The sequence below is a fragment of the Streptomyces sp. NPDC048643 genome (assembly GCF_040650615.1).
Taxonomy (GTDB): domain Bacteria; phylum Actinomycetota; class Actinomycetes; order Streptomycetales; family Streptomycetaceae; genus Streptomyces.
Window position 1 is genome coordinate 121,251 of sequence record NZ_JBEZHO010000020.1, and the last position, 24,579, is coordinate 145,829.

Consider the following 24,579-nt stretch of genomic DNA (forward strand, 5'->3'; position numbering starts at 1 on the left):
TGCGCCCACGTGGCGTCCAACCGGCCTGCTCAGCCAACCTCGTTCGCACCGAATGACACACAGTCCTTCGGCTTCGCCTACGGCAAGGACGAGGGACCCTGGGAGGAGTGGAATCCCACCGAGGATTCCGTCCGTCCCGTTCGTGGCCGGCACCGCGTGGGAAAGCAGCGCGGCGGAGGCCTCGCCCGCAGCTCCACCGTTCTCGGTGTAGGCGTCATAGCCGCCGTCGGCGCCGGTGGCATGGCCACCGCGGCGCCCGGCAAGGCGCCCGTCTCGATCTCGCTGCCCGACCTGTCCTCGGTCACCCACTCGGCCAAGGCCCTGATCAGTGACGGTGCCGAGACCCCCAAGGGCTCCACGACTCCGCTCACCGGCGCGGGACTGACCACCGCCGACACCGCCCAGGGCACCACGGACGCCGGGGAGGCGCTGCGGGCCCGCATCATGCAGCAGGCCGAGTCGCAGCAGAACCAGGTCGACAGTGCCGTCCAGGAGGCCGCCGAGACCGCCGCCGCGAAGCAGGCCGTCGCGCTCGCCACCAAGCAGCAGGACGACGCGAAGGCCAAGGCGGACGCGGTCAAGAAGAAGGCGGAGGAGGAGGCCAAGGCGAAGGCCGAGGCCGAGCGCCTGGCCAAGCTCGCCAAGAGCTACTCGCTGCCGACCTCCTCCTACACCCTGACCTCGCGCTTCGGTGAGGCCGGCGCCCTGTGGTCCTCCGGCTACCACACGGGTCTCGACTTCGCCGCGCCCACCGGCACGCTGATCAAGGCCATCCACAGCGCCACCGTCACCGAGGCGGGCTGGGCCGGCTCGTACGGCTACCGCACGATCCTCACCCTCGACGACGGCACCGAACTCTGGTTCTGCCACCAGTCGTCGATCAGCGTCAGCGTCGGCCAGAAGGTCGCCACCGGCGACGTCATCGGCCGCGTCGGCGCGACGGGCAACGTCACCGGGCCGCACCTGCACCTGGAGGTCCACCCCGGCGGCGCCGCCACCGGCATCGACCCGATGGCGTGGCTCCAGGGCAAGGGACTCAACCCCTGATCCGTACACACTGCCGACCGGCCGGCTCGCGGGGACTCCCGCGGCCGGCCGTTTCGTCGCAGGCACGGGGCCGTGCGGGGTGCATGTGGAATACAGGCATCCTGTCCGGGCGTTGAATCACTCCATGACTTCTCTTCGCAAGCTCGGTTCCTCCGACCTCGAGGTCTTCCCGCTCTCGCTGGGTGGCAACGTCTTCGGCTGGACGGCGGACGAAACCCAGTCCTTCGCCGTCCTCGACGCCTACGCGGCCGCCGGAGGCAACTTCCTCGACACGGCCGACTCGTACTCGTCGTGGGTCGACGGCAACGAGGGCGGCGAGTCCGAGACCATCATCGGCAAGTGGCTGAAGGCCCGCGGCAACCGCGCGGACATCGTCGTGGCGACCAAGGTCAGCCAGCACCCCGCCTTCCCGGGCCTCTCCGGCGCCAACATCAAGGCCGCCGCCGACGCGTCGCTGCGCCGCCTGGGCACCGATCACATCGACCTCTACTACACGCACTTCGACAAGACCGAGGTGCCGGTCGACGAGATCATCGGCGCCCTCGACGAGCTGGTGAAGGCCGGCAAGGTGCGGAACATCGCCGCGTCCAACATCTCCCCGGAGCGGCTCCAGGAGTCCCTGGAGTTCTCCGACCGCGAGGGCCTCGCCCGCTACGTCGCGCTCCAGCCGCAGTACAACCTGGTCTCGCGCGACACCTACGAGGGCGCCCTGCGCGACGTCGCCTCCCGCGCCGGACTGGCCGCCGTCCCGTACTTCGCGCTCGCCGCCGGTTTCCTCACCGGCAAGTACCGTCCGGGCGCGACCGTCGACTCGCCCCGCGCCGCGGGTGCGTCCAAGCACCTGGAGACGGAACGCGGACAGCGGGTCCTCACCGCGCTCGACGAGATCGCCGAGGCCCACAACGCCGCCGTCGCGACCGTCGCCCTCGCCTGGCTCGCCGCCCAGCCGACCGTCGCCGCGCCGATCGCCTCCGCCCGCACGGTGGAGCAGCTCCCGGCCCTGCTGGGTGTCGCGGACCTGTCGCTGACGGACGCGGAACTGTCGCGCCTGACCGAGGCGTCGGCGTGACACCCGCCTGAGCTGAACCCCGGCCCCCGTACCGGCGAGGTGCCGCCTCGCCGGTACGAGGGCTACGAGCGGTAGGGGTTGCGGTCGTACGTCGGATACGGCACCGGGGGCGCGTACGGCTGGGCCGGTGGGGCGGCGTACCCGTAGCCGTGCGCCGGCCAGGGGGGCGGTGCGGGGATCGGGGAGGTGGTGCGGGCCGCGTAGGCGAGGGACGGCCGGGCGATCTCCCGACGGCGCCACAGCTCGTGCAGCAGCTCGCGTTCCCGTACGACGAAGTCGGCGCCCGCGCGGCCCCGGCGCCCCCGGTGGCGCAGGAACGCCAGCGAGGTCGCGTACGCCTCGTACTCGGCGACCGAGCGGGCCGCCGTCTTCCCCCAGTGATGGCCGGCGTACTCGCGGGCGAGCCGCCGGGCCCGCATCGAGCCGAGGACGTACGGCTCGGCCGTGCCCAGCCATCCCGCGGTGGTGTAAGCGGGCAGTTCCGTGCGCACGGTGCGCAGCTCGCGCTGCCGGGTCCAGACGACCAGCCAGGTCAGCAGCCCGAACGCGGGCACCATGAACGCCGCGTAGACCGCGAAGAAGCCGTACTCCCCGAAGTCCGACGAGCTGTTCCACACCGAGTGCATCCCCATCGCGAGCAGCAGCCCGGCGAACGGGACCAGCACGCGGCGCACGTGCTGCCGCTCGGCGGACAGGGCCGCGACGCCGAAGCCGATGCCGGTCAGGACGGTGAACAGGGGATGCGCGAAGGGCGACATCACCACGCGGACGAAGAAGGTCGCGGCGGTGACGGAGGTCAGCCCGCTGCCCCCGCTGAGCTGGTCGGTGCCGAAGGCGGTGCCGAGATAGAGGATGTTCTCGGTGAACGCGAAGCCGGTGGCGGTGATCCCGGCTATCACCACGCCGTCGATGATCCCGGTGAAGTCCCGTCTGCGGAAGAGAAAGACCAGCAGGACGGCCGCCGCCTTCGCCGACTCCTCGACGACGGGGGCTATGACGGTCGCGCCGAGGGTGTCGGCGCTGGAGGGATCCGCGGTCGCGGTGGCTATCCACCGGGTCGCGAAGCTGTTGGCGACGATCGCTATGAGCGCGGCCGCGCAGGCGCCCCAGGCGAACGAGAAGACCAGGTTGCGCCAGGGCCCGGGTTCGACGCGGTCCAGCCACCGGAAGGCGGCTATGAGCAGCGGCACCGGGAACACGGCGAGACCGAGGCCCACCAGGAAGCCCTCGGTGCCCGTCTGTTCGCGCACGAGCGCGAGGATGACGAGACCGGACAGCACCAGCAGGGTGATCAGCGCTCCGTACCGGACCCATCGGCGCTGCCACCAGTGCGGATGGCGCAGCGCGTGCCCGGCGGGGGCGCCGGGCCGCGGGGGGTACGGGGGACTGATGGCCACGGCATTGACCCTAACGAGGGAGGGCGCGGCTCGCGACGGTGGCCGGAGTCGTCCCGGTGTGCGAGATCCCGGGGACGCCGGAGGGCCGTGCGCGGGTCAGGCGTCCGGGGCGTGCTGGTCTCGGTGCTGTACGCGCCGGAAGAGGAGGTCGTTCACCACATGACCCTTGTCCAGTCCCTGGCCCTCGAAACGGGTCAGCGGCCGGAACTCGGGGCGCGGGGCGAATCCGCCGTCCGGCCGCGTGTTCTCGAAGTCGGGGTGGGCGCTCAGAACTTCGAGCATCTGTTCGGCGTACGGTTCCCAGTCCGTCGCGCAGTGCACGAGCGCGCCCGGCTTGAGGCGGGTCGCCGCGAGGTCCAGGAACTCCGGCTGGATCAGCCGCCGCTTGTGGTGCCGCTTCTTGGGCCAGGGGTCGGGGAAGTAGACCCGCAGGCCCTCCAGGGACGCGGGCGCGAGCATCTCCCGGAGCAGGATGATCGCGTCGCCGTTCGCGACCCGGATGTTGGTCAGGCCGCTCCGCTCCGCGAGGCCCAGCAGGTTCCCCTGGCCGGGGGTGTGCACGTCGACGGCGAGGATTCCGGTCTCCTGGTCCTCGGCCGCCATCTGCGCGGTGGCCTCACCCATGCCGAAGCCGATCTCCAGCACGACGGGCAGGTCCGCCCCGAACAACTCCGCCAGATCGAGCGTGCGCTGCCCGTCGATGTCCAGGCCCCACTTGGGCCACAGGCGCTGCAGGGCCTCGCCCTGGCCGGTCGTCACCCGGCTCCGGCGGGGCTGGAAGCTCCGGATCCGCCGCTCGAAGTGCGATCCGGCGGGGTCGGCCTGCGGGCCGTCGGGGAAGCGGGGCTCGCCCTTGGCGCGGTGGTGACGCGGCGAGCCGTCCTCGGCGGAGGCGGGCCGGGTCTCTTCGGAGGAGTCGAGGAAGTCAGACACAGTGCGGTCGATTTTACGGGGGTCGCGGCGGGGGGTGTCCGGACCGGACCGCGTCGGTCCGGACCGACCCGGTCCGCGGGAGGTGCTGCCCGCCGCGGACCGCCGCTCAGCTCGCCGCGAGAGCCGCCAGGGCCCGGCGGGCGACCTCGCGGCCGATCGGGAGGGACGCCGTGGCCGCGGGGGACGGCGCGTTCAGGACGTGCACCGTGCGCGGGCCCTCCTTGATCAGGAAGTCGTCGACCAGGGTGCCGTCCCGCAGGACGGCCTGGGCGCGGACGCCGGCCGCGGCGGGCAGCAGGTCGTCCGGGGTCACCGCGGGCAGCAGCCGGCGGACCGCCTCGGTGAACGCCGCCTTCGACACCGAACGCCGCAGCTCGCCCGCGCCGTACCGCCAGTGGCGGCGGGCTATCCGCCAGGAACCCGGCCAGGACAGCGTCGCGCCCAGCTCACGGGGGCGGACGACGCCCCATCCGTACCCCTCACGGGCGAGAGCCGGCACCGCGTTCGGGCCGACGTGGACGCTGCCGTCGATGCCCCGGGTGAGATGGACGCCGAGGAAGGGGAAGGCCGGGTCGGGCACCGGATACACCAGGCCGCGCACCAGCTCCGGCCGCGCCAGGGTGAAGTACTCGCCGCGGAAGGGCACGATCCGCATCTCCGGGTCGTCCCCCGCCAGGCGGGCCGTCTCGTCGCAGTGCAGTCCCGCGCAGTTCACGAGGACCCGACCGCGGACGATCGTGCCGTCGGCCGTGCGGACGGCGGCGCCGAGGTCGGGGCGCCGGTCGATCCGCACGACGTCAGCGCCGTACCGGATGTCCGCGCCGGAGGCCTCCGCGAGCTGCCGGGCCACCGCCACGTAGTCGCAGACGCCGGTGGTGCCGACGTGGATCGCGGCGAGGCCGCGCACCTCGGGTTCGGCCTCGGCGATCTGGGCGGGGCCCAGCTCCCTGACCGGAATGCCGTTCTCCCTGCCGCGCTGGACCAGGGCGTGCAGGCGGGGCAGCTCGGCCTTCTCCGTCGCGACGATCAGCTTGCCGGTGACGGCGTGCGGGATGTCGTACTCCGCGCAGAACTTCACCATCTCGGCGGCGCCGCGCACCGCGTACCGCGCCTTCAGGGAGCCCGGGCGGTAGTAGACACCGCTGTGGATCACGCCGCTGTTGCGGCCCGTCTGGTGGCGGGCGGGTCCCTGCTCCTTCTCCAGCACCGTCACCCGGGTGCCCGGCGCCGCGCGCGTGACGGCATAGGCCGTCGACAGGCCGACGATTCCGCCGCCGATCACCAGCACATCGCAGTCGTACGCGCTCCGCACCTGCACCACCTCCCGGCTTCGATAGTGCACTGCGCCACTGACAATGCCCTCAAACCCGAGATTCACGCCCCGCCGCGTTTCGCCCCGGTCGAAGGGGCGGCGGCTGGACGTGGTGCCGCGGCTACGCCGGAGCCATCAGCAGCGGTCGCGCCCGCTCCCTCAGCTCCACCACGCGCGGCTCGTCGCCGTACGGCTCCAGGCGGTGCAGCAGGTCCTTCACGTACTCGGTGGTGCGCGCGGACGAGATGCGCCCCGCGACCTCCACCGCCCGTACGCCCTGCTCGCACGCCGCGTCGAGATTGCCCGACTCGAGTTCGGCGACCGCCGAGACGACCAGGCGCAGCCCGTGCGACCGGACGAACTCCTCCGTCGGCTGCGACAGCGCCTGCTCCGTGAAGCGGCGCACCTGGCGGGGCGCCTTCAGGTCGCGGTAGCACTCGGCGGCGTCGGCCGCGAAGCGGTCGTACGAGTAGAAGCCGAGCCAGGACGGGTCGTGGTCGCCGTCACGGGCGCGCTCCAGCCAGCCCTCGGCCGCCTTCAGGGCCGTGCCGGCCGCCTGGGCGTCTCCCGCGCGCGCGTGGGCACGTGCCTCGACGAGCCGGAAGAAGCTCATCGTGCGGGCGGTGGCCAGGCCCCGGTTGCGCTCCACGGCGGCCTGGGCGAGGTCGACACCCTCGTCGCCGAAGCCCCGGTAGGTCGCCTGGAGGGACATGGAGGCCAGTACGTACCCCCCGAGGGGGACGTCGGCGGCGGCCCGGGCCAGGCGCAGGGCCTGGATGTAGTAGCGCTGCGCCGCCTCCTGTTGCCCCGTGTCGAAGGCCATCCAGCCCGCGAGACGGGTGAGTTCGGCGGACGCGCCGAACAGGGCCCGACCGACCTCGTCGGAGTAGGAGCCGAGCAGCAGCGGCGCCGCCTCGACCCGCAGACACTCGGGCACCATGGACGAACGCCAGTCGCCGCCTCCGTACTTGGAGTCCCAGCGCCTGGCGTCCTCGGCTGCCTCGCGCAGCTTCAGCACATCGCTGTGGCCGACTTTCAGCGGTGCGCCTGAGTCCTCACCGGGGCTCACGTCGCGCGCCACCGAACTGTCGGCCGGGGTTATCAGCCACCGCGACGCGGGGGTCGCATAGGCGCTCACGGCGAAGGAACCGGCCAACGACTGCCAGATGCCACCACCGCCGGCCCGGCGCCCGGCGAGATCGAGTCGGTACAGCTCGGTCGCCGACCGCACCGCCTGCCCGACGTCCCGGGGGAAGGCGAGACCCACCTCCGGCGCCGGATCGGCGTCGGCCAGGCCGATCTCGTGCAGCGGCACCGGACGGCCGAGCTTCTGGCCGATGGCGGCCGCGATGAGGTGCGGCGCGGCACCTTGCGGCACCATGCCTTTCGACACCCAGCGCGCCACCGACGTCTTGTCGTAGCGAAGAGTCAACCCGCGTTGAGCGCCAAGATCGTTGACGCGACGCGCGAGTCCTGCGTTGCTGATTCCCGCGAGGGCGAGAACGGCGCCGAGTTTTTCGTTCGGCCCGCGTTGCTCCCTGGACATGCGCCACCCCTCGACACAGACGGCTGCCGCACTGGCATAACCACGCGGCATTCGTAAACCCAGCGTAGTTCGCCCGATCCCCAGCGTTAAGGGGCGTAGGTCCGGTTGGCGGGATTGTGGTCCGTACGACTGTACGGACGGTCGCGGCGTGCTCCTGGTGTGTGGCCGTGCGCCTGCGCGTGCGCTCTTCTCCGGCCACCGGGGGAGCGCTTCCATGGAACGTGCGTGGGTCGGCCCGCTGTACTGGATCCAGTGGGCTGGGGGACACCGCCGCCTACATCCCCGCGGGCGGCGGACCGGTCCGGGAGGCGAACTCCGCCTCCCGGACTGTGCGTTGCCGAAGCGGTGCGCAGGGCCTGTACGGAGCGTGTCCGAACGTGTCCATCGAGCGCCGATTTGGCCGAAAATCGACGGTCACTTCTGCGAGTGATCTGCCCTCCCACCACCACAGTTGAGGGCGCGAAGGGCGTCTTGGGGGAGCGTATCGGGGGCGCATTCACGTCGACCCTACGGGGGTGGGTGACGTGCGAGGGTCGGGCGCGGCGGCGTCCGCGAGGCCGGCCGGGGTGGCCGCCGCGTCGGCGGCCGAGGCGCCGGGATCCGTACGGTTCTGTGCGGCCCTGTGCGGTCGGCCTCCGGGCAAGTGGGGTGGGGCTGTGGATCGGTCGGCGGTGCGTGGCGGTCCGGCCATGCGGAGCCCCCTGAAGTCCCCCTCTGGAAGGGGTATTTGTCGGGAGTGTGACACCCCGTGGCGGCGCGAGCGGCGGCACGGGGGCGCACTTCGGGGAGCGCAAGCCGCCGCAGGGGCCCTCCCACACGCTTCCTTCGTGGCAGCATGGTGCCGAGTTCGTACGTGCACTGGTTGTCCACAGCCTGTGGAGGCGGCGATGCGATGGTTGGTGGGGTGGAGCAGCACCGTCGCCAGAGCGCCTGTGATCGGCTCGGCGGGCGCCACCGGGAACGACGGCGAGACCGTGCACCCGGTGGGATCCCAACTCCTGTGGGGCGACCCCGATCCGCTGTGGGCCGTGGGCGACTGGCGCCCCGACGAGGTGCGCGTCGTGAAGGCCGACCCCGAGAACCGCATCGCCGTCCTCGGCACCTGCGGCGCGTCCGACGAAGAACTGCGGGTCGGGCTGTTCGCCGCGCGCGGCGGGGCACTCCGCCACCTCACCAACTGGTCCGGCAGCTACACGGCGGTCGTCCAGGTCGGCCGCCGGGTCACCATCTGCGGCGACCTCGCCGGAGCCCGGCCGGTGTTCTACACCCCCTGGGCGGGTGGCACGGCCTACGCGACCGCCGCGCTCCCCCTCGCCGACCTCATCGAGGCCAACCTCGACTTCGGACACCTCGCCGCCCTGCTCGCCGCTCCCGACGTACCCGCCGCCGTGCACGACTCCACCCCCTACGAGGGCGTGCGGCGCATCCCACCGGGTCACACCCTCATCCTGCGCGCCGGGGCACGCGAGATCGCCGGCTACGAACCCGTCGCCTCCCTCGCCGTCGCCGCGCCGACCGCCGACCCCGACCGTGCCGTCGACGCGGTACGGGACGCCCTCGTGGAGGCCGTACGCACCCGGCTCTCCGCACCCCGCCACGTGCCGGGCACCGACGTGGACCCGGGGCCCGTGCCCGGCATGGGCCCCGCCGAACGGCGTGCCGCGCGCGGGATGCCGGTTCCGGGGATCGGCGCCGACCTCTCCGGAGGGCCCGCCTCCGGGACCCTCGCCCTGCTCGCCGCCGGACTTCCCGGAGCGCCCGGCACGGTCCTCGGGCACGGCACCGGCGCCGGCGAGCGGCTGCTCGCCGTGACCTTCAACGACCTCGCCGTCCCGGGGCGCGAGGCCGAACTGGAACGGGCCGGGACGCTCGCCGCGAACCCCCGGCTGCACCACGTCGTCGTCGCCGGGGGCGAGGAGACGCTGCCCTACGCCGATCTGGAGGGCCCTCTGACCGACGAGCCCGCGCCGTCCCTGGTGACGGCGGCCCGGCACCGCGCGCGGCTCGCCTCCGGCAGCGCGGACCACTTCACCGGCTACGGCGCCCGGCAGGTCCTCGACGCACATCCCGCGCGGCTCGCCGACCTCCTGATGGACCGCAAGCGGCGCCATCTGGTGCGGCCCGTCGCCGCGTTGACCAAGGCCGACGGCTCGGTGATGGTCCCCGCGCGCGTGTACGGCGCCGCCCGCAAGCTCGCCCGGACGCCGTACCGCTCCGGGGTCGAGGCCCTCGCCGACCGCCTCCTGCACCGGCGGTTCGACGAGCCCGGCGGCGCCGTGGGTGCCTCGCTCGCCGCGCTCAGCTGGGCCAGACCCGGGCCCGCCGCGCGATGGCTGACCGGTGAGGCACTGGCCGAAGTATCGGTTCGCCTGCAGGGCGGCGGCGGGCGCCTGAACGTCGGCCCCGGACAGCGGCCGGGTGACTTCCGCGCGCGGGCCGCGCTCGCCCGTCACGCGGCGGACGTACGCGTCCTGGAGCAGGCCGCCGAGATCCGCTTCCAGCGGCTGCACACGCCGTTCCTCGACAACCAGGTCGTCCGGGCCTGCCGTGACCTGCCGGAGGCGCTGCGGGTGCAGCCCGGGGCGCGGGCGGCGATCCTGCGTACGGTGCTGGAGGGGGCCGGGGTGGCGGATCTTCCCCCCGGATGGGGTGCGCCCTCCCATGCCTCCGCCGCCGCGGCGGCGCGCACGGGGTTGCGGGTCGCCGCCGACTCCCTGGTCGCCCTCTTCGACACCCCGCTGCTCGCGCAGGCCGGGCTGGTCGAGGCCCGCGTCGTCCGCAAGGCGCTGCGCGCCGCCGCGGAGGGGTCGCCGCTGCCGCTCGACGGGCTGGCCGATCTGGTGGCCCTCGAACTGTGGCTGCGGCGGCTGCTGGGGCGGCGCGGCACCTGCTGGACGGGGACGCCGGCACGCCAACGCGCCGTTCCGGCGGGGATCGTGCCGCAGGGGCGGGCGTTGGGAGCGGGGGCCGGGGCGGTCGTACAGCGCCGCTGACCGGGGTGCGGTTCGCGATTCCGGTCCGGTGGGTGGGTCGGGGCCGCGCCGGTACATCCGCCCGTCGCCGCTGGATCAGACGTGGGTCATCAACGCCGGGCTGCTCGATCCGCCGGACGCCAGAATCCAGCCCCTCCGGCGTTCGAGGAGCGGGGTCTGGGGCGGAGCCCCAGGTACGGGAAGGGTAGGGGCGGAGGGGGCGAAGAAGCCTGGCTCTGGCCGGTCCTGCGGGACGACGGCGGGCTCGCCGGGGGGAAGCCGTGACCTGGGGGCGGGGGGACGGTGAGAATGGGGGCGTGCGGTACAGGATTCTGGGGGTCACCCAGGTGGAGGACGACCGGGGGGCCCTGGTCACCGTCGGCGGCCCCCGGGTCCGCGCGCTGCTCACAGCCCTCGCCCGCCACCCCACGCGAGCAACGAGCCCGGACACCCTGATCGACGAGGTGTGGGGCGACGACCCGCCGCAGGACGCCCCGGCCGCGCTCCAGGCACTGGTCGGCCGCCTCCGCAGAGCCATCGGAAAGGACACGGTCACCTCGGAGCCCGGCGGCTACCGCCTGCGCGCCACCCGCGACGACGTGGACCTGCACGTGTTCGAGCGACTGGTGGCGGAGGGCAGGACCGCGCTCGACCACGGTGACGCCCCCACCGCCGCCACCCGCCTCCGAGAAGCCCTCGCCCTGTGGCGCGGCCCCGCCCTCGCCGACCTCCCCGACCGCACGGCGGCGACCCGGCCGGAGGCCCTGCGCCTGGAGGCGACCCGCGGCCGCGTCGAGGCGGACCTGAGACTGGGCAGCGCCGCGGAGGTCGTACCGGAGCTCAAGGGACTGACGGCGGACCACCCGTACGACGAGGCGCTGCACGTGCTGCTCATCCGCGCCCTGCACGAGACGGGCCGCGGGGCGGACGCCCTGGCCGCGTACGAGGAGGTGCGCCGCGCGCTGACGGAGGGCCTCGGCACGGATCCCGGGCCGGAACTCCGCTCCCTGCACGCGGCGTTGCTGGAGCAGGGAGACGCCCCGGGGCAGCAGGGCGTGCGGCCCGGTTCGGACGGTGGTGTGGCGGCCGGGGCCGTTGCCGGGCTCGGTCTCGCGGATCCGTCCCGGGATCGGCGGACCGGCAACATCCGTCCCCGGCTGAACTCGTTCGTGGGGCGGGAACCCGAGATCGGGGCGATCCGTTCGGATGTGCAGAGGGCCCGCCTGGTCACGCTGACCGGACCGGGCGGTTCGGGAAAAACCCGCCTCGCCGAGGAAGCCGCCGCCGCGCTTCCCCAGGCGTGGCTGGTCGAGCTGGCCCCGCTCGACCGGCCCGAGGCGGTCCCGGGCGCGGTCGTCAGCGCCCTCGGTCTGCGCGAAACCGCGCTGATCACCAACGAGATGACGACGGCGCAGGCCGACCCGGTCGCCCTGCTCGTCGAGTACTGCGCCCCGCGCAGCCAGCTCCTGGTCCTTGACAACTGCGAGCACGTCATCGGAGCGGCGGCCGAACTCGCCGAGACACTCCTGACCCGCTGCCCCGGGCTCACGATCCTCGCCACGAGTCGTGAACCCCTGGGAGTCCCCGGCGAGTTGGTGCGTCCCGTCGAGCCCCTGCTGCCCGACCCCGCGCGCCGCCTCTTCCTGGAGCGGGCCGCGGTCGTCCGTCCCGACGCCGCGGCCGCGCTCCCGGACCTGGAGGCCGTGGACGAGATCTGCCGACGGCTCGACGGCCTGCCCCTGGCCATCGAGCTGGCCGCCGCGCGGCTGCGGCTGCTCACCCCCCGGCAGATCGCCGACCGGCTCGACGACCGCTTCCGCCTGCTCACCTCCGGAAGCCGCACGGTGCTTCCCCGTCAGCAGACCCTGCGCGCCGTCGTCGACTGGTCCTGGGACCTGCTCGACGAGCAGGAGCGGACCGTGCTGCGGGAGGCCTCGGTGTTCGCCGGCGGCTGGGACCTGGCGGCCGCGGAAGCCGTGTGCACCGGCCCCGTCGCCGACCTCGTCGGCGCGCTCGTCGACAAGTCCCTCGTCGTCGCCACGCCCTACGACGCGGAGGACCGTGCCGGTGAGGGTGGCGACGGTCGTGGCGGTCAGGCTCGTGGGGCCGGAAGCGGTGCGGGGCTCGATGGGGGCGGCAGCGGTCCGGGCGCGTGCGGCGGGCAGCGCGGTCACAGTGGTGCGGGCGGCCCGGGGACCGGCATGCGGTACCGCCTGCTGGAGACGATCCACGAGTACGCCGGTGAGCGTTCCATCGAGGTTCCCGAGCTGCGTGCCGCCGCCGAGCGGCGTCATCGTGACTGGGTGCGTTCCCTCGTGGAGGAGGCCGAGCCGCGGCTGCGTTCGGGGGACCAACTCCCTTGGGTGCGGCGCCTGGAGGCCGAGCTCGACAACATCAGGGCGGCTCTCCACCGCTCGCTCGTCGCGCAGGACGAGGAGGAGGCCGGGGCCCTGGTTCTCGCCATGGGCTGGTTCTGGTGGCTGCGCAACTTCCGGAACGAGGGAACGGAGTGGATGGACCTCGTCCTGAAACTCGGCGGATGGCTCGACACCACGGGCGGGGGTCACGCTGCCGACAACCCCTGCGACGCCATTCTGACCGAGCTGGAGGGCGTGGATCCCGTCGCCCTCTTCCTCGACGACCCCGAGCGCGACGAGCGACACCCCTCGCACCGCATGCGGATGCGGCTGCGCATGTTCCATCTGTTCATGAAGGTGGACGTCGTCCCGCTGGACGAGTGGGGGGACCGGCGGACGCGGGAGTACGTGGAGCGGGTGCGGGCCGTCTTCGAGAAGGGCGGACCGGACGCCGCGTGCATGCCGGGGATCATCTGGCCGCTGGCCGCGTTCTTCCTCGGCACCACGGAGGACATGCGCTCCGCGATGGACGCGACCGTCGCCAACTGCCGTGAGTACGGCGGCGAATGGGAGATCGGTGTCGCGCTGATGTTCCGTACGCATGTCGTCGTCGACGCCCCGGGCGGGATGGCCGGCGTGGACGACGACCTGGCGGAACTGCGCGTGCTCAGTCGACGGGTCGGCGACCGCTGGATGCGCGCCCAGGTGTGCAGCGCCGCCGGTGAGGCCGCGATGGCGCGCAGCCGTTTCGACGAGGCGCGCGGGGAGTACGCGGAGGCGCTGCGGCTCGCCTTCGAGGTGGGGGCGTACGCGGAGACGCCCTTCCTGCTGGCCCGGCTCGGCGAGGTCGCCTACCGCTCTGGGGATCAGGCCAGGGCTCTGTCCCTGCTCGACGAGGCGAGCGTCGCCGCCGACCGGTACGGCGTCATGGATTCCCGGGCGTTCGTGAATCTGCTGCGGGCCCAGATCGCCCTCGACGACGGGCGGACCGAGCTCGCGCGCGAGCTGTGGAGGGAGGCGCGGGAGGACAGTTCCCGTGGCACCCCGCCCCCGCAGTTCATGGCGGCGCTGAACTGGTCCGACGCGATGATCGCGGCCGCCGAGTCCGGTCCGGCGCACGGCCTTCGCAAGCTGCGAGCAGCCGTGCGGGAGGCGGTGGACGAGCGGTGCGCCGACGTGGTGGTCGCCGGTCTCGTCGAGGCCGCGGCGGCCTTTCTCGGCCGGCTGGGCGCCCACCCGGCCGCGACCCGGCTGATGGCCGCGGGCACCGCCTGGCGCGGCGGGCTTCCGCGGGCCGACCGTGAGCGCGCGGAGGCCGAGCGCACCGAAGCAGCGGCGCTGGCCGCCCTCGGCCCCGACCGCTACGAATCGGAACGCGCCGAGGGCTCCGGCCACACCATGGCGGAGGCGCAGAGCGACCTCGCCGAGGCGCTCGTGGAGTATCCCGAGGAGTAGCCGGCACGGCACACGCGGAACAGCCGTGGTCGACTCAAGTGTGCTGTGACGCAGCCGTGTTCAGCCGGGCAGGGCGCGGAGGGGCGCGGGCACGGTCCGTCGCCCGGGCGGGCGGGGAGGCCTCACCGGCAGAGGAACTTCGACTCCGCCCAGTCGCCCAGCGCCGCCGACGCGAACGGGCTCTGGGGTTCGACGACGAGCCGGATCGTCCGGCGGCCGGTGAGGTTCACATGGACGGGGACCGCCCGGTCGCCGCCCTCGATCACGGGCGACCGCCAGAGCGGGGATCCGTCGGCGTAGACGGCGAAGCGCATCCTGCCCAGGCCCAGCGTCAGGTCGTCGACGCCGACCATCGCGTCGTACGCCGTGCAGCTGCGGTTGAGGTCGATGGTGACGGAGGACCTGCCGTGGACCGTCACACCGTGCGCGTAGTCGGTGTTCGCGATCGACACCCCGCTGCGCTGCCACACCCAACTGCTCTGGCCCAGCCGCATCTCGGGCTTCGTGTGGTCGCCGGCGACGCCGTACTCCAGCTCGCTCCACTGGTAGACGACCGGAGCGGGCGGCGGCGGTGGTGGCGCCGGAGCCGGTGGCGGGGTCGGCGTCGGTGTGGGCCTCGGCGGGGCGGGGGTGGGCGTGGGCTTCGGGGCCGGCGGCGGAGTGGGGGACTGCTTCGGCTTCGGGGTGGGCTTCGGCCGGGGTGAGGGCGGCGGGGTCGGTGTGGGCGTGGGCGCCCGCAGGGCCGGTGGAGCGGGCGCGGGGGCCTTCTTGGGCGGCTTGGGGGAGGGGACCGGCGCCTCGACGGCGGGCGAGGCGGCCGGCCGGGCCTCGGGCCGCTTGGCCGCGGTGTCGTTGCCGACCAGAGCGAGGGCCACCGCCGCCGCGGCGACCGCGACGACACCCGCGGCGATCCCTGCCTTGACCGGGGCGCCGACGCCCTCGGAGGCCGCCGCGCCGCCGCCGGCACCCGCTCCCCCCGAGCTGCCGCTCGCGGCGGCGGCCGCACCCGCCGCTCCGGCCGCACCCGTTCCCACGCCACCGGCGATCAGGGCCATGACCTTCGCGTACCCGGCGGCACCGAACCAGCCGATGACCGCGACCGGGACGACCGCGGGGATACCGCTGGCGACTTCCTTGATCTGGCCGGCCGCCAGGCGGCACTTGGCGCACTCCTCCAGGTGCTTGCGCAGGCCCCGTTCCGCACGGGTGCGCAGACCGCCGCGGGCGTAGGCGCCGAGCCGGTCGGCGTAGCGTGCGCATTCCTCGTCCATCGTGAGCGTGGTGCTGACGTGGGCCTGGAGGTACGCCTGCTTGAGACCCTCGCGGGCGCGGCTGGCGAGGACGCGGGTGCCGTTGGCGTCGAGGCCGAAGAGCGTGGCGACCTCGCTGGGGGACTCGTCCTCGACCTCCGTGTGCCACAGCACGGCCTGCCAGCGCTCCGGCAGCGAGCGGAAGGCCTGCATGGCCATCGACTGCTCGGCCTCGTGCATGGCCCGTACGTCGGCACCGAGGTCGAGGGTGTCGTCGTCGGAGACCTCGGAGCCGCGGGCGGCCTGAGCGGCGAACACCGCGAAGTCGTCGACGAGTTGCTCTCGCTTGGCGGATTTCGTCCAGCTCGCGGCGACCCGGCGCACGGTGGTGAGGAGATAGGCGCGGACGGCGTGTTCGGGACCGCTGCCGCCGCGTACGGCCTGCAGCATGCGGGCGAACACCTCGGCCGTGAGGTCGTCGGCGGTGTGCGCGTCGCGGCAGCAGGTGCGGGCGTACCGGCGGACGGCGTCGGAGTGCCGGCGGTACAGCTCCTCGTAGGCGGTGTCGTCGCCCGCGCGCATCCGCTCGATCAGGCCGGCGTCGGGGGGCGGCAGTTCCAGCGGGGGCGGCAGCACACCGGGGTCACGCCGGTCGAACCGGTCGCGCTGCGGAGGGACGCTCGGGTCGGCCGCGCCGGCCCCGGAAGGTCTGACCCCGGACGACGGGCCGTTGCCGGTAGCGGGACCCGGGATGGGCGTGGGTCCGGGTACGGGTGTGGGTCCAGGGGCGGACGCGGGTCCGGGTACGGATGCCGGTCCGGTGCCGGGCGACGGGCCGGTCGTGGAGGCAGGTCCGGTGCCGGTTCCCGCGTCGGGCGCGGCGTCGGACGGCGGACCGGGCGGAGGGATGTGGGCGGTGCCGCCACTGCGCGGGCCGCCCTGGCTCGGCACCTGGTGCGGGGGTGCGCCGTCGGATTCCGTGCCGCCGTCGGCGCCACCGTCACCGAGGGACTCGTCCCGCCCGTCAACGCTCATTGCGGAAAGCCCCCGCCTGCACACTCGGACCCGAATACCGGGACAGAGTGCCACATGCTCCTGAAGCGGGGCCTGTTCGTACGGACCAACCACTCGTCCGAGGGGATTTGCCGCTCGGCAGTACTAACCATCACCCGTTCGGGGAATGGTCAACGGCCGTGTCGTTGGCGGGAGTTGACGTCCTGCGCCGAGATGGCCGTATGAGGGTGGAAGCTCCCGGTACGCGCATGGAGTCCACGCGCGTACCGGCGGAGCGACCGTGCGGGCGTCCGTCCGTGCGGACGGCGTGGGTGCGCCGGGTGACCCCGGCGCGGGTCACGCCGGACGCGAACGGAGGCCCTCCAGAAGGATGTCCAGCAGCCGGGCCGAGGCCGCGGCCTGCTGGGCCGGGTCGGGCAGCGAGGGCGCCGCCGTCGCGATGACGAGCAGCACGTCCGCCACGGTGACGTCGGCGCGCAGCTCGCCCGCCGCGCGCGCCCGGTCGACCAGCCGCCCGACCACCTCGAGCAGAGTGGCAGCGCCGGCGTCGTCCACCGCCGCGATCACTTCCTCCTCGGGAGCGGGCCGCTGCTCGACGAGCCGCAGCTCGGGCGTGAGCTGGGACCGCTGCTGCGGCACCCGCGCCCCGTCCGACTCCGCCTCGTCCTCCGGCGCGCCGACCCGCAGGACCTGCGGCGGCAGCAGCCGTCCGGCGCCCGAGGCCACCGACGTACGCAGGAAGCGCGACAGCGCCGACCACGGCTCTTCCTCCTGGCCGAGCGCGGTGCGTGCCTGGTCGGTCAGCCGGGAGGTCTCCTCCTCGGCTATCCGGCGCACCAGGACGTCCTTGCTCGGGAAGCGCCGGTACACCGTGCCGACACCGACCCGGGCGCGGCGCGCGACGTCCTCCATCGGCGCGCCGTAACCCAGCTCGCCGAAGACCTCGCGCGCGGCGCGCAGTACGTGCTCAAGATTGCGCTGTGCGTCCACACGCAGCGGTGTCGTGCGCGATCCGTCCACCGGACCGCGGCCGTTCCCGCCCGCCGCGCCGACCGCGCCACCGGGTGCGATGGCTGAAGCGGTTGACCAATGAGAATCCTGAATGTGCATAAGCGTTCCCCCGGTAATGACGTCTCCCCCCGGAGACTCCCCGCCATTGATAGCCGGAGCGTGCGGAACAAGCTTGTGCGCGGGTCCTCGTGCGGACCCACCGAGCGCATCCCCCTACACCCCGTCGACACACGAACATAGTTGAGTGGGGGTCAATTCAGAAGGGGCAGGTTCCGCACAGAGCGCCCCCCGATCGGAGTACGGGCCGGGTACGTCCCGGTTGCGCCCCCTCCGAGTACCCCCCTCGCCCACCCTGACCTGGCCTTCTCCTGCGGACTCCGGCAAATCGGCCAACTCCGTACGTTGTCCGCGACCGGTCACACAAATTGCTGGGGCTGTGGACAAACTCCGGACAGGGGTGCGTCATGGGGTGGTGAAGGAACGTGCGCGCATTCTCATTGTCGGCGGCGGCTACGTCGGGATGTACACCGCTCTGCGTCTCCAGCGGAAGTTGAAGGCCGAACTGAAACGGGGCGACGTCGAGATCGTCATCGTCTCCCCCGACCCATATATGACCTATCAGCCGTTCCTTCCGGAGGCCGCCGCGGGCTCCATCTCCCCACGCCACGTGGTCGTTCCACTGCGCCGGGTCCTCGACCAGTGCCGGATCGTCATCGGCGAGGCCCGGTCGATCGACCACGCCAAGCGCACCGCGACGCTCACCACCCTCGCCACCGCGGAGGAGGGCGCCGGCGAGGAACAGATCTCGTACGACGAACTCGTGCTCGCGCCCGGCTCGATCTCCCGCACCCTCCCGGTCCCCGGACTCGCCGAGTACGCCATCGGCTTCAAGACCGTCGAAGAGGCCATCGGACTGCGCAACCACGTCATCGAACAGATGGACATCGCCTCCTCCACCCGCGACCCCGCGATCCGCGACGCCGCCCTGACCTTCGTCTTCGTGGGGGGTGGATACGCGGGCGTCGAGGCGCTCGGCGAGCTGGAGGACATGGCCCGCTACACCGCGCGGTACTACCACAACATCCAGCCCGAGGACATGAAGTGGATCCTCGTGGAGGCCTCGGACCGCATCCTCCCCGAGGTCGGCGAGGAGATGGGCAAGTACACCGTCACCGAGCTGCGCCGCCGCAACATCGACGTACGCCTGGAGACCCGCCTCGACAGCTGCGCCGACCGGGTGGCCGTCCTCAGCGACGGCGCGCGCTTCCCGACCCGCACCGTCGTCTGGACGGCCGGAGTGAAGCCGCACCCGATCCTCGCCGCGACCGACCTCCCGCTCAACGAGCGCGGCCGGCTCCTGTGCACCCCCCGGCTGACCGTCGACGGCGCCCCGCACGCGTGGGCGGCGGGAGACGCGGCGGCCGTCCCCGACGTGACGGCGGAGGCCGGCAAGGAGACGGCGCCCAACGCCCAGCACGCCGTACGTCAGGCGAAGGTCCTCGGCGACAACCTCGCGCACACTCTGCGCGGCGAACCCCTGGACACGTACTCCCACAAGTACGTCGGCTCGGTCGCCTCCCTCGGCCTGCACAAGGGTGTCGCACACGTCTACGGGCGCAAGCTGAAGGGCTATCCTGCCTGGTTCATGCACCGCGTCTACCACCTCAGCAGGGTGCCCACCTTCAACCGCAAGGCCCGTGTGCTCGCCGAATGGACCCTGGCGGGCCTCTTCAAGCGGGAGATCGTGTCCCTCGGCTCACTCGAACACCCCCGTGCGGAGTTCGAACTCGCGGCCGGTGGAAAGCCTCCTACCGACCCGAAGGGGTCGTCCTGACCGGACGCAGGAACTACACCGGCTGGGGCGGCGTCTGAAGGATGTCGGCCCGGCCGGTCACACTGCCAGACTGGTCCACGACTTTGGGCGGGTGCACCGCTCGCCCTTCTAACACGAGGCTTTCCCCACTGTGAACTTCACGCGCTGGAGCGCCCGGCTCCCCGGAACGCAGCGCCGCGCCGCAGCGCGGACCGAGCACACGGCCGTCCCGGACCGGCGCGGGGAAGGCGCCGTGCCCGCTGCCCGGGCCGAGCAGCTCACCGACGACGCGTCGCCCGGACTCGCCGTCGACGAACTCCCGGTGCGCGAGGTCCTCGACCGCGTCCCCGCGCTCGTCGCCCTCGTGCACGGCCCCGACCACCGCGTCGCCTACGTCAACGACGCGTACATCGCCGCCTTCGGCGCCCGGCCCGCCGCCGCGCCCGCGCGCGAGGCCCTGCCCGAACTGGAGGAGCTGGGCCTGCTGCCGCTCCTCGACCAGGTCCTGCGCAGCGCCAAGTCCCGCACGGTGAAGTCCCGCAAGGTGTCGACCGGCCGCTCGTACACGTTCACCTGCACCCCCGTCGGGGGCTCCCCGGAAGGACACGGCGGAGGCGTCCTGATCTTCGCGACCGACGTCACCGACCACGCCGAGGCCGCCGAGCGGCTGCGCGCCAGCGAGCGCGACCAGCGCGAGACCGCCGTCACCCTCCAGCGCTCCCTGCTCCCCCAGGAGTTGGAGGAGCCCGACGACCTGCGCATCGCCGCCACCTACCTGCCCGGCGGCACGGAAGCGGCGGTCGGCGGCGACTGGTACGACGTCATCACCCTCGGCGGCGGCCGCACCGCGCTCGTCATCGGCGACGTCATGGGCCGCGGGATCCGCGCCGCCGCGGTCATGGGCCAGCTCCGCACGGCGGTCCGCGCCTACGCGCGCCTCGACCCGCCGCCCCACGAGGTCCTCCAGCTTCTCGACGGCCTCGCCACCGAGATCGACGCGAACCAGATCGCCACCTGTGTGTACGCGATCCACGACCCGAACGAGGGCCGGCTGGTGTACGCGTCCGCGGGCCACCTGCCCATCCTGGTCCGCAACGAGGACGGCACCACCCACCGTGCCGACGAACCCACCGGCCCGCCCCTCGGCACCGGCGGCTGGCTGCACGCTTCCGGCTCGGTCCCCCTCGGCCCCGGCTCCACCGCCGTCCTCTACACGGACGGCCTCGTGGAGCGCCGTGACGAAGACCTCGACGAGGGCATCGCGTCCCTGGAGCGCGCCCTGGCCGGCGCCACCGGAACCCCCCAGGTGGTCTGCGACCGCCTGGTCCGCGCGGCCGGCGTCACCGCCGAGCACGACGACGACGTCGCCGTCCTCGTCCTCCAGCACCCGTCCCGCACCGGCCCCGACGGCGAACTCTTCCGCAACGCGGCCCTGGAGCTGCTCGGCGGAGTGGAAGCCACCCCACGCGCGCGTGCCTTCGCCTCCGGCGTGCTCACCAGCTGGCGCTTCCCGGCCGAGCTGCACGACCTCGGTGTGCTGGCCGCAAGCGAACTCGTCGCCAACTCACTCCAGCACGGCACCCCGCCCATGCGCCTGCGGCTGCGCCGCACCGACCGCCGCCTGATCATCGAGGTGACGGACGGCGACGACCACCTGCCGCGCCGCCGTCGCGCCGAACCCGTGGACGAGGCAGGCCGCGGTATCGCCATCGTCGCCACGATCGCCTCCAACTGGGGCTCCCGCCGCACACCGGGCGGCGGCAAGGCGGTGTGGTGCGAGTTCGCACTTCCCCGCGCCGGGAGCTGAAACACGCGCCGGAAACGGAAACCGCCCGCCGGGCCGGCGCCCCCGTCCACCGGGACACTCACGGGTAGCCAACCGGAAACATCCGTGCGGCCCCTGGCCGAGCGGGGCACCCGGTGCTAAGAGCTCCCCATGGCAGATGAATCGGGCTTTCAGCTCAAGGGAAGCGCCCCCGAGCGCTACGAGCGGTACGCGGCACCGTTCATGGCGCCCTTCGTGGAAGCGATCCTGGACGCGGTCGACCTCTACCCCGGAGCCACGGTGCTCGACCTGGCCTGCGGCACCGGCTTCGCGGCCCGCTCGGCGGCGGCCCGGGTCGGCCCCGCCGGCCGGGTCTCGGGCGCGGACGTCAACACGGGCATGATCGGCGTGGCCGCGGAGCACGCGCCCCGCATGTATCCGGACATCGAGTTCACCGTCGCCCCCGCCGAAAGCCTCCCCTACGAGGACGCGGCCTTCGACGCGGTCGTGTGCCAGCAGGGCGTCCAGTTCTTCCCCGACCTGGACGCGGCCTTCGCGGAGACGGCCCGCGTGACGCGCCCCGACGGCCGCTTCGCCGCCACCGCGTGGGCCGCCAGAGAACTCATCCCGTACTTCGTCGCCCAGTACGAGGCGGTCGAGGAACACGGTGGCAAGGAACTCGCGGAGGACTACGAGGGCGCGTTCTCCGGCACCCCCGAACGGCTCTCCGCCGCCCTGCGAGGCGCCGGCTTCCACGACGTCGCCGTCCGCCAGATCACCTTCGGCATCCCGTTCCCGCCCCTCGACGCGTACGCCCCCGGCCAGCTCTCGTCCACATCCTGGGGGCAGGCGATCGTCGACACCGCGGGCGAGGACGCGCTCCTGCGCGCGGGGCGGGCCGTCCGCACCCGACTCGCCGGCCACACCGCCGCCGACGGCACCGCCACCCTCCCCTTCACCGCCAACCTGCTGACCGGCATCCGCTGAGACCCGCCCCGCGCACACGAAACGGCCGCCATCACGTCCTTCGTGATGGCGGCCGTCGTGGTCCGCGCGCGTCCCGCAGCGCCGGCGGTCAGGCGCTCGCCCGCACCGGCTCCGCCGGAGCCCCGCCCTGCGCGACCACCCGGCTCCTCGCGAGCCACGGCTGGTTCTGCACCGGCGTGAGCTGCCGCCCGAGCCGCACGGCGAGGACCGTGATGCCGAGCGAGAACAGCAGGAACACCACGACGTACGGGCCGTGCAGCGACGCCCCCATCGGGCCGCCCACCGCCGGACCCACCGCCAGCGCGAGCTGCTTCACCAGGGCGAACGCCGAGTTGTACTGACCGGCCATGCCCGTCGGGGCCAGATCGGCGACCAGCGGCGCGACCGTCGGCGACAGCATCGCCTCACCGAGTCCGAAGAGCGCGTACGTCGAGACGAAGGCGGCCGTGGCCATCGTCTGGCTGCCGTGCCCGAGACCCGCGTACCCGGCCGCCAGCCACGCGACCGCCCAGATCAGTCCGACCGCCGCGATCACACGGGACCGCTTGCGACGCTCCACGAACTTCAGCACCGCGAACTGCGCGACCACGATCATCGCCGTGTTCGCCGCCATCGCCGTACCGAGCGCGGACGTGGAGATCCCGGCCGCCTCGACACCGTAGGCCGAGAGCCCCGACTCGAACTGGCCGTAGCAGGCGAAGAACAGCACGAAGCCGAGCACGGACAGCTGCACCATGGCCCGGTTGCCGAGCAGTTGCTTCCAGCTGCCCGCCTTGCCCTGCGGAGCACCCGCGCCGATCCGCGGCGCGTGCGGCATCCGCACCGTCGCCACGATCACCGCGAGCAGCAGGAACATCGCAGCCTCGATCGCGAACAGCAGCGTGAAGGAGCTCGCGCGACTGGTGTCGACGATGTGGCCGCCGATCAGACCGCCGACCCCGAGACCGAGGTTCTGCAGGAAGAACTGCATCGCGAACGCCCGCGACCTCGTGTCCGCCGTCGAGCAGTCCACGATCATCGTCGCCAGCGCCGGCTGCATCACGGCCTGACCGGCACCGAGCGCCGCGGCCGACAGCAGTACGGTCGTCGCGCTGCTCGCCAGCCCGAGGCTCAGCGCCCCGAGAGCGGCCGTGACCAGCGCGACGAGAAGGACCGGCAGCGGGCCTCGCCGGACGATGGCCCGCCCGGCGAACGGCAGCACGACGAGAGCGGCCACGGCGAAGACGGCGAGCACGATGCCCGCCGTCATGGAGCCGAGTCCCCGCACCTGCGCCACGTAGACGTAGAGGAAGGGGACGGTAAAGCCGAGCCCGAACGCGCTGAGTGCGTTGCCCACGTGGATCCGGCGCATCGCTGCGCCCATCGCCCTGGTCACTTTCACCTGCCTTGATCGAGAAGTCGTCGTGGCCCACATCCGTAAGGCAGCGCCCAGGGGGCGCGTTCCTTCGCATGGATGCAGACCTGAAGACTTCGAAGCTAAAGTTAGATATTGAACTGTACACCTCGAAGGACTTCGACGCCAAGCGGTGCCGTGCCATACTCGGGCCATGGGCGACACCCCCGGCATCAGCGAGCCGACACTCGAAGAACAGATCGCCGCGTATCAGCGCGAGTTCCAGGACCTGGACCCCCAGGTCGAGGAGATCGTCTCGGCGCTGTCCCGTCTGAACCGGCGGATGAACGTCGCCTACGGCCGGCAGACCGCGGCGCTCGGCATCAGCAACGCCGAGTGGGAGGTCCTCAAGGCCCTCGTGCTCGCCGGCGCCCCGTACCGCCTGGGCCCGAGCGAACTGGCCAAGGGGCTCGGGCTGACCCCGGCCGCCATGACCCACCGCATCGACCGCATGGTCGGAGAGGGTCTGGTCACCCGGGAGCGGGACGAGTCGAACCGGGTCCGTGTCATCGTCGAGCTGACGGACGAGGGCCGGGAGAAGTGGCTGGAGGCGATGCGGATGGCCACGGTCTTCGAGGAGGACCTGCTCCAGGACCTCTCCACCGAGGAGCGCGGCGTACTGGGAGAGGTCCTGACCCGTCTCCTGCGCAGGGTGGAGGACGCCCAGCCGGACGCCGGTGGCCGCCTCAGCGACCTGGATTAAAGATCTTGACAGGGGAGGTTGACACTGCCTCCCCGGATCCGTAAGGTTCTTCGAGTTGCCACGGGGCCGGAACGGTTCTGCGACAGCACATTCGCCGCGGATGCGGCACCCAAACCATCAGTACGATCTCCCACCCGGGTCCAATTCGGCGTGCCCGAATTGAATTCGATTTGGGCCTGGCAGCCCGATTAGGAACTGCCCGGAGGATCCGCTAAAGTTTGGGACGTCGGAACGGCCCAACCGCCGCGAGGACAAGCCCCGCTGACTGGGGGTCAGGCCCGAAAGGATCTGATAGAGTCGGACTCGCCGGAAAGGGAAACGCGAAAGCGAAAACCTGGAAAGCACCGAGGAAATCGGATACGGAAACGGTCTGATAGAGTCGGAAACGCAAGACCGAAGGGAAGCGCCCGGAGGAAAGCCCGAGAGGGTGAGTACAAAGGAAGCGTCCGTTCCTTGAGAACTCAACAGCGTGCCAAAAATCAACGCCAGATTTGTTGATACCCCGTCTCCGGCCGATCGGCTGGGACGAGGTTCCTTTGAAAAAGTCCTGCCCCT

At 72.8% G+C, this 24,579-nt stretch carries 15 protein-coding genes; 8 read left to right on the forward strand and 7 right to left on the reverse strand.

What is annotated here, in order from left to right:
• Positions 1 to 9: 9 nt before the first annotated feature.
• Both AB0C62_RS21435 and AB0C62_RS21440 read left to right on the forward strand, forming a co-directional pair.
• Positions 10 to 1,047 (forward strand): M23 family metallopeptidase, encoded by a 1,038-nt coding sequence (locus AB0C62_RS21435; RefSeq protein ID WP_362975319.1) that lies wholly within the window; start codon positions 10 to 12, stop codon positions 1,045 to 1,047.
• Between the two features lie 124 nt (positions 1,048 to 1,171).
• Complete coding sequence (locus tag AB0C62_RS21440) at positions 1,172 to 2,116, forward strand: aldo/keto reductase (protein WP_362975321.1); 945 nt, start codon at positions 1,172 to 1,174, stop codon at positions 2,114 to 2,116.
• Between the two features lie 62 nt (positions 2,117 to 2,178).
• On the opposite strand, the gene AB0C62_RS21445 is transcribed toward AB0C62_RS21440, so the two are convergent.
• From AB0C62_RS21445 to AB0C62_RS21460, 4 genes are all read right to left on the reverse strand, one after another.
• Positions 2,179 to 3,513 (reverse strand): PrsW family intramembrane metalloprotease, encoded by a 1,335-nt coding sequence (locus AB0C62_RS21445; protein WP_362975323.1) that lies wholly within the window; start codon positions 3,511 to 3,513, stop codon positions 2,179 to 2,181.
• 96 nt (positions 3,514 to 3,609) lie between these two features.
• The gene (trmB, locus tag AB0C62_RS21450) at positions 3,610 to 4,446 is read right to left on the reverse strand and encodes a tRNA (guanosine(46)-N7)-methyltransferase TrmB (RefSeq protein ID WP_362975325.1); all 837 of its coding nucleotides are present in this window, start codon (positions 4,444 to 4,446) and stop codon (positions 3,610 to 3,612) included.
• 106 nt (positions 4,447 to 4,552) lie between these two features.
• On the reverse strand, positions 4,553 to 5,788 hold the full coding sequence (lhgO, locus tag AB0C62_RS21455) for an L-2-hydroxyglutarate oxidase (protein WP_362975327.1): 1,236 nt from the start codon (positions 5,786 to 5,788) through the stop codon (positions 4,553 to 4,555).
• A 91-nt stretch (positions 5,789 to 5,879) separates the two neighbouring features.
• Positions 5,880 to 7,304: an MFS transporter gene (locus AB0C62_RS21460; protein WP_081218179.1), complete on the reverse strand. Its 1,425-nt coding sequence runs from the start codon at positions 7,302 to 7,304 to the stop codon at positions 5,880 to 5,882.
• A gap of 887 nt (positions 7,305 to 8,191) precedes the next feature.
• On the opposite strand from AB0C62_RS21460, the gene AB0C62_RS21465 reads away from it, so the two are divergent.
• Together AB0C62_RS21465 and AB0C62_RS21470 are read left to right on the forward strand one after the other, a co-directional pair.
• Positions 8,192 to 10,297 (forward strand): asparagine synthase-related protein, encoded by a 2,106-nt coding sequence (locus AB0C62_RS21465; protein WP_362975329.1) that lies wholly within the window; start codon positions 8,192 to 8,194, stop codon positions 10,295 to 10,297.
• 296 nt (positions 10,298 to 10,593) lie between these two features.
• Positions 10,594 to 14,088, forward strand: coding sequence for a BTAD domain-containing putative transcriptional regulator (locus AB0C62_RS21470; protein ID WP_362975331.1), 3,495 nt, complete (start codon positions 10,594 to 10,596; stop codon positions 14,086 to 14,088).
• A gap of 122 nt (positions 14,089 to 14,210) precedes the next feature.
• Here AB0C62_RS21470 and AB0C62_RS21475 read toward each other — a convergent pair whose 3' ends face one another.
• Together AB0C62_RS21475 and AB0C62_RS21480 are read right to left on the reverse strand one after the other, a co-directional pair.
• Entirely contained in the window at positions 14,211 to 16,373 is a 2,163-nt protein-coding gene (locus AB0C62_RS21475) for a sigma-70 family RNA polymerase sigma factor (RefSeq protein ID WP_362975333.1), read from the reverse strand.
• Positions 16,374 to 16,688: 315 nt separating this feature from the next.
• Positions 16,689 to 17,462 carry a helix-turn-helix domain-containing protein gene (locus AB0C62_RS21480; protein WP_362975335.1) on the reverse strand — a complete coding sequence of 258 codons (774 nt, stop codon included), beginning with the start codon at positions 17,460 to 17,462 and terminating at the stop codon, positions 16,689 to 16,691.
• Positions 17,463 to 17,832: 370 nt separating this feature from the next.
• On the opposite strand from AB0C62_RS21480, the gene AB0C62_RS21485 reads away from it, so the two are divergent.
• The 3 genes from AB0C62_RS21485 to AB0C62_RS21495 all read left to right on the forward strand — a co-directional run bounded on the left by AB0C62_RS21485 (position 17,833) and on the right by AB0C62_RS21495 (position 21,928).
• Positions 17,833 to 19,197, forward strand: a complete 1,365-nt coding sequence (locus AB0C62_RS21485; protein WP_362975337.1) for an NAD(P)/FAD-dependent oxidoreductase — start codon at positions 17,833 to 17,835, stop codon at positions 19,195 to 19,197.
• Positions 19,198 to 19,327: 130 nt separating this feature from the next.
• Positions 19,328 to 20,983 (forward strand): ATP-binding SpoIIE family protein phosphatase, encoded by a 1,656-nt coding sequence (locus tag AB0C62_RS21490; RefSeq protein ID WP_362975339.1) that lies wholly within the window; start codon positions 19,328 to 19,330, stop codon positions 20,981 to 20,983.
• A 129-nt stretch (positions 20,984 to 21,112) separates the two neighbouring features.
• A complete protein-coding gene (locus AB0C62_RS21495) occupies positions 21,113 to 21,928 on the forward strand; it encodes a methyltransferase domain-containing protein (RefSeq protein WP_362975341.1) in 816 nt (271 codons plus the stop codon).
• Between the two features lie 88 nt (positions 21,929 to 22,016).
• Here AB0C62_RS21495 and AB0C62_RS21500 read toward each other — a convergent pair whose 3' ends face one another.
• Positions 22,017 to 23,291, reverse strand: a complete 1,275-nt coding sequence (locus AB0C62_RS21500) for an MFS transporter (RefSeq protein WP_362975343.1) — start codon at positions 23,289 to 23,291, stop codon at positions 22,017 to 22,019.
• A 184-nt stretch (positions 23,292 to 23,475) separates the two neighbouring features.
• Between AB0C62_RS21500 and AB0C62_RS21505 the strand changes: the two genes are divergently transcribed.
• The gene (locus AB0C62_RS21505) at positions 23,476 to 24,024 is read left to right on the forward strand and encodes a MarR family transcriptional regulator (protein WP_362975345.1); all 549 of its coding nucleotides are present in this window, start codon (positions 23,476 to 23,478) and stop codon (positions 24,022 to 24,024) included.
• Positions 24,025 to 24,579: the final 555 nt, after the last annotated feature.

Coding starts and splice junctions, on each gene's coding strand:
- AB0C62_RS21500 (WP_362975343.1), bottom strand. CDS start 23,291: ATGGGCGCAGCGATGCGCCGGATCCACGTGGGCAACGCACTCAGCGCG.
- AB0C62_RS21460 (WP_081218179.1), bottom strand. CDS start 7,304: ATGTCCAGGGAGCAACGCGGGCCGAACGAAAAACTCGGCGCCGTTCTC.
- AB0C62_RS21480 (WP_362975335.1), bottom strand. CDS start 17,462: ATGCACATTCAGGATTCTCATTGGTCAACCGCTTCAGCCATCGCACCC.
- AB0C62_RS21495 (WP_362975341.1), top strand. CDS start 21,113: ATGGCAGATGAATCGGGCTTTCAGCTCAAGGGAAGCGCCCCCGAGCGC.
- AB0C62_RS21505 (WP_362975345.1), top strand. CDS start 23,476: ATGGGCGACACCCCCGGCATCAGCGAGCCGACACTCGAAGAACAGATC.
- AB0C62_RS21440 (WP_362975321.1), top strand. CDS start 1,172: ATGACTTCTCTTCGCAAGCTCGGTTCCTCCGACCTCGAGGTCTTCCCG.
- AB0C62_RS21465 (WP_362975329.1), top strand. CDS start 8,192: ATGCGATGGTTGGTGGGGTGGAGCAGCACCGTCGCCAGAGCGCCTGTG.
- AB0C62_RS21475 (WP_362975333.1), bottom strand. CDS start 16,373: ATGAGCGTTGACGGGCGGGACGAGTCCCTCGGTGACGGTGGCGCCGAC.